A 6,029-nucleotide genomic window follows, 5' to 3' on the forward strand; every position below is an offset into this window, starting at 1 on the left:
TGACGGAATCAGTTGGCCATCGCGCCGATCCAGCTGGCCAGTTGCTCCGGTGAGGGTACTGATTCCGCGTGCTCCCTGAGTCTGCGGTGGACGGCTCGCACCAGTTCGGGGCGGCCCAGCAGCGCTCGAGCGGCCGGGTTGACGCCTCGAGCAGTCAGGGCGAGGCCCAACCCGACGAGCGAGTCGGGTCGATCGGGATCGACACTCAGTTCCGCGCGGTAACCGGCTGCGGCACTGGCGTGTTGCCCGGCAGCGTAGGCGAGGTCGGCGGCGGTCGCATCTGGCACCGCACCGAGCGGATCGATCGTCGGCTCGGTGCCGAGTTGATAGCGAATGAGGTCAGCGCGGGCGTGCGACCAGTCCCCGTCCGGCACTGGAGTGGGCAAGGGGTCTGACATCGCGTCGATGACGGGCGGTTGGCGGCGCCCGGCGCGCCAGGCTTCGACCACCGTCTCGACCAGCTCGGGTCGGGGACGGAGGTGACGAATCCGCCAGCCGGCGTAGTGGTCCGTGGCCAAGGCGTCGGCGGCCTCGGCGACGTGCTTCGGGACCGGCTCGTGCTGCCACGGCCCGATGCGTGCGGCGATCCCGTCGACGAATCGGTGTCCTGCCTCGGTGAGCGTGGCGTCACCTCGGATCGCGGTGAGGGCGCGCCATGTCTGACCACGCCAGAAGGCGAACTCGGTCGCGGCGCGCCGTTGATCCGGTCGACCATCCACATGGGACATGGCGCGCCAGAACTCGGCCACGCCGACGTGCGCGTAGACGCCCTGCAGCACTCGATCAAGTGGGCGCGGGTCGTCTCGCCATGGCGCGTAGAAGCGCATCCGCGGATCATCGTCGTGCAGCCGGATCAGGTGCAGGACACCGCCGAGCACGATGTGGTTGAACTCGTGCACGAGGATGGCGGCCAGGGACGCCGGGTCCGAGTGCCGCGCGATGATCGCGCTGCCGAACGCCTCGCCGGTCGACGCACTCGCGTTGCGGAACAGCACCACGGGCCTGGGTACGATCGAGTCGAGACCCAGCGCCAGTGCTGCGGCGATGTGGGGCAGCTGATCGGTGATGAGACGCCATGCCTGGTCGAGAAGCCGTTGCCACGCCTCGACTTCCACGGCGTCGATTCGTTCCGGCGCGACCGGCTCGTACAGGCTGCGGAAAGGGTCCAGGTCGTCGAGTCGCACCGAGAAGGTGTGGTCACCGACCGTCGTCGAGACCCGGCGCAGCGGCAACCATCCCGGCGAGGAAGCGTCGAGGGCAATGGGTAGCCGAACCCGGCCGGTTGTCGCTGACACCTCCACTTGTTCTCCGTCGCCGCGGATTTCGGCCGTTGACCAGGTGCCGTCGACTGGAAGTCGTATCGCGCCGAGCGATGGGAGCGTCGCCACACCGTGCCATACTGGAATCGTCGTCTGGAAAGGAATTCCCGCGCGAATGGCGGCGGCCGTGGCTATGGCGTGCATATGGCCTATCTGGAACCACAATGGCCACGTGCCGGTGATCTCGTTGCGGAGCAGCCTGATGGTGTACCCGGCCCAACTTCCGGTGTACGGGTGCGCGAGTATTTCGTCGAAAGCGGCTGGCGCGCGCACCTGAACACGGTCGAGCAGGTCCCAGGCATCCTCCGGAGAGGGGAGCGGGCCGGACAACGTCGGTGACTTCGCCACCGCGTCGAGTAAGGCCCGCAGCAACAGCAGGCGCCTACTGCGTTCCGCACGTCGGAGACGCCGGATGGTCTCCGGGCTCGCCTCACCCCGGGCGACCGCGTCGAGATCCGTCCAGGGGATCCGGTGGAACACCGGATTGTCGCCGGCTGCGGTCATCTCGCTGTCGACCATGGCCGGTCAGTCGACTCGCTCTCCTCCTCCGCCGCCAGCTCCGCCGCTGCGGGAGAGGATGCGGACGCGGCGGGTGCGGTTGACCACGTGTTGGAGGGCGTCCTGGAAGGGGGTGCTGTCGAGGGTGCGGAGCTCGCGGAGTCCGACGGCGCCGAGGTCGAGCAATTCGGATCTGATGCCGGGGTCGATGTCGGCCGAATTCATGTGTCGATTTCCCTCCGCCCGTGCGCGCGTTCAATTCCATGATGACCTACGGCACGGCGTTTCGAAAGGGCCGAACTACGGGGGTTCGGTCGGCGGAGTGCCCGCGGCGAGGTCGCGGAGCGCGGCGGGGCGGAGGATCGTGACCCGGTGGCGGGCGGTGCCGACCACCTGGCGGCGCTTCAGCTCGTCCAGCCCACGGATGAGGGTGCTGCGGGACACCCGCGCATAGCTGGCCAGGTCGTCCTGGGTGACGTTGAGGTCGACGCTCGTGCGGGCCTGCCAGTCCGGGTCGTACTGCAGGGCCAGCTCGAGCAGCACGGCCGCGAGCCGCTGGGTGAAGTCGGAGCCGCCGGACTCCAGGCGCATCCGGTCGGACTGCTGGAGGCGGATCGCGGCGGTGCGCAGCAGCTCCTCGGAGATGCGTGGGCGACGCTGCAGCACGCCGCGGAGCCGGGCGCCTGGAATGACGAGCGCGCGGACCTCGTCGATGGCCTGGATCGTCGCCGTGCGGGGAAGGCCGCTGATGGGCGCGAGCTCGCCGACGATCTCGCCGGGGCCGCGGGCGGCCAGCGGTGCGTTGTCGCCCCGGTAGTTCGTCGCGGTGATCTTCGCCCAGCCGCGCTGGATCACGAACATGCTGCTGGCCGGGCTGCCTTGCATGGCAAGGATTTCCCCAGGCTGCCAGGTGCGAACGTGCCCGCACGCGGTGAGCGCGGCCTGCTCCTCGTCGGTCAGGCGCTGCCACGCGCGGCGTTCGTCGCTGCTGACTTCCAGCGGCACCATGATTTGGTCTCCCCAGTAGCCCGTCCCGGGTGTTCCATTTGACACGTTACCCGTTCCCGTGGGCCGCGAATATGGCAATGCAGCGGAATGCGGAACGACGAGGGGACGGAACATGGCCACGAACCCGACCTTGAGCCCGGTTTTCGACGCGGAGTGGACGCGCAGCTCCGCCATGGTTCCGGTCGCCATCCCGCCGCACCCGCCGCTGCTCTCCGGCGGCTGGTACCGCGGGCACGCTGCCGAGGCGCCCGGTCCCGGTCGCGTCCCACCGGCCGAGCCGGCAACGAGGTCGGTCGGTCTCGCGTTCGTGCTCAGCGTCCTGTTCGGGCCGGTCGGCATGTGTTACGTCTCGACGAACGCCGGGCTCGTCGCCACCGCGCTGACCGCTGTCACGCTGCTCGTCGCCGGGGCGGGGTTCGTGCCGCTGCTGGTGATCTGGCCGCTCGCCGTGCTGGGGTCGGTGTGGGGCGCCGGCCACGTGCACGTCAGCGGCTGAGCTCCAGCTCGGCCAGTAACTCGGGGTCGGCGTGCGTCTCGATCGCGATGATCCGGTGCCGCGCGATCGGGACGGTGAACACCACGCGCGGTGTGCCTCCCACCGCCCACACCGCCCCGGGCTCCCCGTCGACGAGCGCCGTCCGCGCGCCCCGCGCCCGGCCGGCGAACGTCCTGGCCACCGCGTCCGCGCCACGCACCTCGGCGTCCGCGCCCATCCGGACGGTCGCGGAGCCCGCCCGAAGCACGATGTCCGGATCGAGGAGGGACAGCAGCGCCTGGAAGTCGCCGCCGCGGGACGCCGCGAGAAACGCGTCGACGACCTCGCGCTGCCGGGTCGTGTCCGGCGCCGTGTCCGCCCCATGGACGCGGCGCCGGGCCCGGCTCGCGAGCTGGCGGGCCGCCGCCGGCGTCCGCCCCACGATGGGGGCGATCTCGTCGAACGGCATGCCGAACATGTCGTGCGGGACGAACGCGAGCCGCTCGGCCGGCGCGAGCGTGTCGAGGACGACGAGCAGCGCCAGCCCGACCGAGTCCGACAGCACCGCGTCGCGCTCCGGGTCCGCCGGGCTCGCCGGCTCGTGCCGCTCGTGGTTCTCGAGCGACTCCTCGCGCCGGGACTTGCGCGACTGGAGCAGGTTCAGGCAGATCCGCCCGACGATCGTCGTCAGCCAGCCGCCCAGGTTGTCCACGTCGTCGGCGCCGGCGCGGCGACCCGCGGCCAGGCCTCCTGCACGGCGTCCTCCGCCTGGTCGTCCATCGGTCACGTCCTTCGTCACATTTCCCGACCGGGGCCTGTCAGGTAACTGATCGACGGAGTCCCGTCGATGTGACGAGTAGAGGCGAGAAGTGGAGGATCTCATGACCCACGGCTACCAGACGATCATCTTCCCGGTGAGCGACCTCGGGAAGGCGAAGGCCGTCTTCTCCGCGCTGCTGGGCGTCGAGCCGGAGCGGGACCAGCCCTACTACGTCGGCTACAAGCTGGCCGGTCAGGGCGTCGGGCTCGACCCGAACGGCCACCGCAAGGGCATGACCGGCCCGGTCAAGGACGCCGACGGCAACGTCGTCGGCCCGCTCCAGGACTGACCGGATGACCCCGCCTCCCGCACGCACCCGCGAGCAGCGCAGGACCGACACGCTCGCGCGGCTCGAGAACGACGTCGACGCCTGGCTCGCGACGGCCGGCGAGGGCGGCCCGTACCTGGTGCCGCTGTCGTTCCGCTGGGACGGCACGACCCTCGTGGTCGCCACGCCGGCCGCGAGCCCGACCGGTCGCAACCTGCGCGCCGGGCGGGTCCGCGTCGGCCTCGGGCACACCCGGGACGTCGTCATGATCGACGGCGTGGTCGAGGTCGTCATCGCCGCGGCCGACGTGCCGGCGATCCTCGGCGACGCGTTCGCGGCGGCGACCGGCTTCGACCCGCGGACCCTGAGCACGCCGCACGCGTACTTCCGGATCCGTCCACAGCGGATCCAGGCCTGGCGCGAGTCGAACGAGCTCGCCGGGCGTGACCTCATGCGCGACGGCAGCTGGCTGGTCTGAGCGGGGGTCGGTGGGCCGTGATAGACACCGCCCATGACCGCGCGCAAGGGGGAGCAGCGGCCGGCGGCCACGCTTCCGGTCGCCCGGGTGCTGGTGGACGTCCCGCTCGCGCACCTGGACCGGCCGTTCGACTACCTCGTCCCGACTTCGCTGGACGAGTCCGCGGTGCCGGGCTGCCGCGTGCGCGTGCGGTTCGCCGGCCAGCTGGTGGACGGCTTCCTCGCCGAGCGGGTCGCGGAGTCCGACTTCGGCGGCCGGCTCGGGTTCCTCGCCAAGGTGGTGTCGCCGGAGCCCGTTCTCACTCCGGAGATCGCGGCGCTCGCCCGGGCCGTGGCCGACCGCTACGCCGGCACGGTGACCGACGTGCTGCGCCTGGCCATCCCGCCGCGGCACGCCAAGGTCGAGGCCGAGCCGCCGCCGTCGCCGGCTCCGGTCCCTGCCGCACCGTCCACACAGGACTGGCGACGGTACCCGCGCGGGCCGGCGTTCCTGGAGGCGGTCCGGGCCGGTCGCCAGGCGCACGCGGTGTGGCAGGCGCTGCCCGGTGAGGACTGGCCGGCGCGGCTCGCCGAGCTGGCGGTGACCGCCGCGGCGGGTGAGCGGGGCGCGGTCCTGGTGGTGCCGGACTACCGGGACGTGGCCCGGCTGCACGCCGCGTGCGTGGCACTGGCCGGGGCGGACGCGGTGGTGGCGCTGTCCGCGGACGCCGGACCCGCGCGCCGGTACCGGCGGTGGCTGTCGGTGCTGCGAGGTGGCGCGCGGATCGTCGTCGGCACGCGGGCGAGCGTGTTCGCGCCCGTGCACCGCGCGGCTGTGTTCGTGGTCTGGGACGACGGCGACGACCTGCACGCCGATCCGCACGCGCCCTACCCGCACGTGCGCGATGTGCTGATCCAGCGCGCGCACGCGGCCGGTGCGTCGCTGGTGGTGGCGGGCTTCGCGCGGACGGCGGAGGCGCAGCTGCTCGTGGACTCGGGGTGGGCGCCCGAGATCGTCGCGTCCCGCGAGGAGCTGCGTGCCGCGGCGCCGCGGATCGTGGCGCTGGGGGAGTCGGACTTCCAGCTGGCGAGGGACCCGGCCGCGCGGGCGGCCCGGATCCCGTCGGTGGCGTTCGAGGCGGCCCGCGCGTCGCTCGCGGCCGGCTGGCCGGTGCTGGTCCAGGT

7 protein-coding genes and 1 pseudogene are annotated in these 6,029 nt (G+C 72.1%); 4 read left to right on the plus strand and 4 right to left on the minus strand.

Annotated features, from left to right (window positions below; all coding sequences use genetic code 11):
• Positions 1–8: 8 nt before the first annotated feature.
• The 3 genes from ACRDTB_RS14695 to ACRDTB_RS14705 form a co-directional block, all read right to left on the minus strand.
• On the minus strand, positions 9–1,838 hold the full coding sequence (locus ACRDTB_RS14695; RefSeq protein WP_431430795.1) for an HEXXH motif domain-containing protein: 1,830 nt from the start codon (positions 1,836–1,838) through the stop codon (positions 9–11).
• Positions 1,839–1,844: 6 nt separating this feature from the next.
• Positions 1,845–2,042 (minus strand): hypothetical protein, encoded by a 198-nt coding sequence (locus tag ACRDTB_RS14700; RefSeq protein ID WP_431430796.1) that lies wholly within the window; start codon positions 2,040–2,042, stop codon positions 1,845–1,847.
• Between the two features lie 75 nt (positions 2,043–2,117).
• Complete coding sequence (locus ACRDTB_RS14705) at positions 2,118–2,825, minus strand: Crp/Fnr family transcriptional regulator (protein WP_431430797.1); 708 nt, start codon at positions 2,823–2,825, stop codon at positions 2,118–2,120.
• A 112-nt stretch (positions 2,826–2,937) separates the two neighbouring features.
• On the opposite strand from ACRDTB_RS14705, the gene ACRDTB_RS14710 reads away from it, so the two are divergent.
• Positions 2,938–3,321: a hypothetical protein gene (locus tag ACRDTB_RS14710; RefSeq protein WP_431430798.1), complete on the plus strand. Its 384-nt coding sequence runs from the start codon at positions 2,938–2,940 to the stop codon at positions 3,319–3,321.
• Here the strand turns inward: ACRDTB_RS14710 and ACRDTB_RS14715 are convergent.
• Positions 3,311–4,012: a sigma factor-like helix-turn-helix DNA-binding protein gene (locus ACRDTB_RS14715; RefSeq protein WP_431430800.1), complete on the minus strand. Its 702-nt coding sequence runs from the start codon at positions 4,010–4,012 to the stop codon at positions 3,311–3,313. The two genes, ACRDTB_RS14710 and ACRDTB_RS14715, sit on opposite strands and share 11 nt — an antisense overlap.
• A 169-nt stretch (positions 4,013–4,181) precedes the next feature.
• Here ACRDTB_RS14715 and ACRDTB_RS14720 point away from each other — a divergent pair, with 169 nt between their 5' ends.
• The 3 genes and pseudogenes from ACRDTB_RS14720 to ACRDTB_RS14730 form a co-directional block, all read left to right on the plus strand.
• On the plus strand, positions 4,182–4,409 hold the full coding sequence (locus tag ACRDTB_RS14720) for a VOC family protein (protein ID WP_431430801.1): 228 nt from the start codon (positions 4,182–4,184) through the stop codon (positions 4,407–4,409).
• A 4-nt stretch (positions 4,410–4,413) separates the two neighbouring features.
• Positions 4,414–4,866 carry a pyridoxamine 5'-phosphate oxidase family protein gene (locus ACRDTB_RS14725; RefSeq protein WP_431430802.1) on the plus strand — a complete coding sequence of 151 codons (453 nt, stop codon included), beginning with the start codon at positions 4,414–4,416 and terminating at the stop codon, positions 4,864–4,866.
• A gap of 33 nt (positions 4,867–4,899) precedes the next feature.
• Positions 4,900–6,029, plus strand: a pseudogene (locus ACRDTB_RS14730) (primosome assembly protein PriA); the annotation flags it as partial.

It is taken from the genome of Actinophytocola sp. (assembly GCF_050699935.1).
Classification (GTDB): domain Bacteria; phylum Actinomycetota; class Actinomycetes; order Mycobacteriales; family Pseudonocardiaceae; genus Actinophytocola.

Excerpts from the sequence above, each read along its gene's own strand:
- ACRDTB_RS14705 (WP_431430797.1), bottom strand. The coding sequence starts at position 2,825 with ATGGTGCCGCTGGAAGTCAGCAGCGACGAACGCCGCGCGTGGCAGCGC.
- ACRDTB_RS14700 (WP_431430796.1), bottom strand. The coding sequence starts at position 2,042 with ATGAATTCGGCCGACATCGACCCCGGCATCAGATCCGAATTGCTCGAC.
- ACRDTB_RS14710 (WP_431430798.1), top strand. The coding sequence starts at position 2,938 with ATGGCCACGAACCCGACCTTGAGCCCGGTTTTCGACGCGGAGTGGACG.
- ACRDTB_RS14720 (WP_431430801.1), top strand. The coding sequence starts at position 4,182 with ATGACCCACGGCTACCAGACGATCATCTTCCCGGTGAGCGACCTCGGG.
- ACRDTB_RS14725 (WP_431430802.1), top strand. The coding sequence starts at position 4,414 with ATGACCCCGCCTCCCGCACGCACCCGCGAGCAGCGCAGGACCGACACG.
- ACRDTB_RS14695 (WP_431430795.1), bottom strand. The coding sequence starts at position 1,838 with ATGGTCGACAGCGAGATGACCGCAGCCGGCGACAATCCGGTGTTCCAC.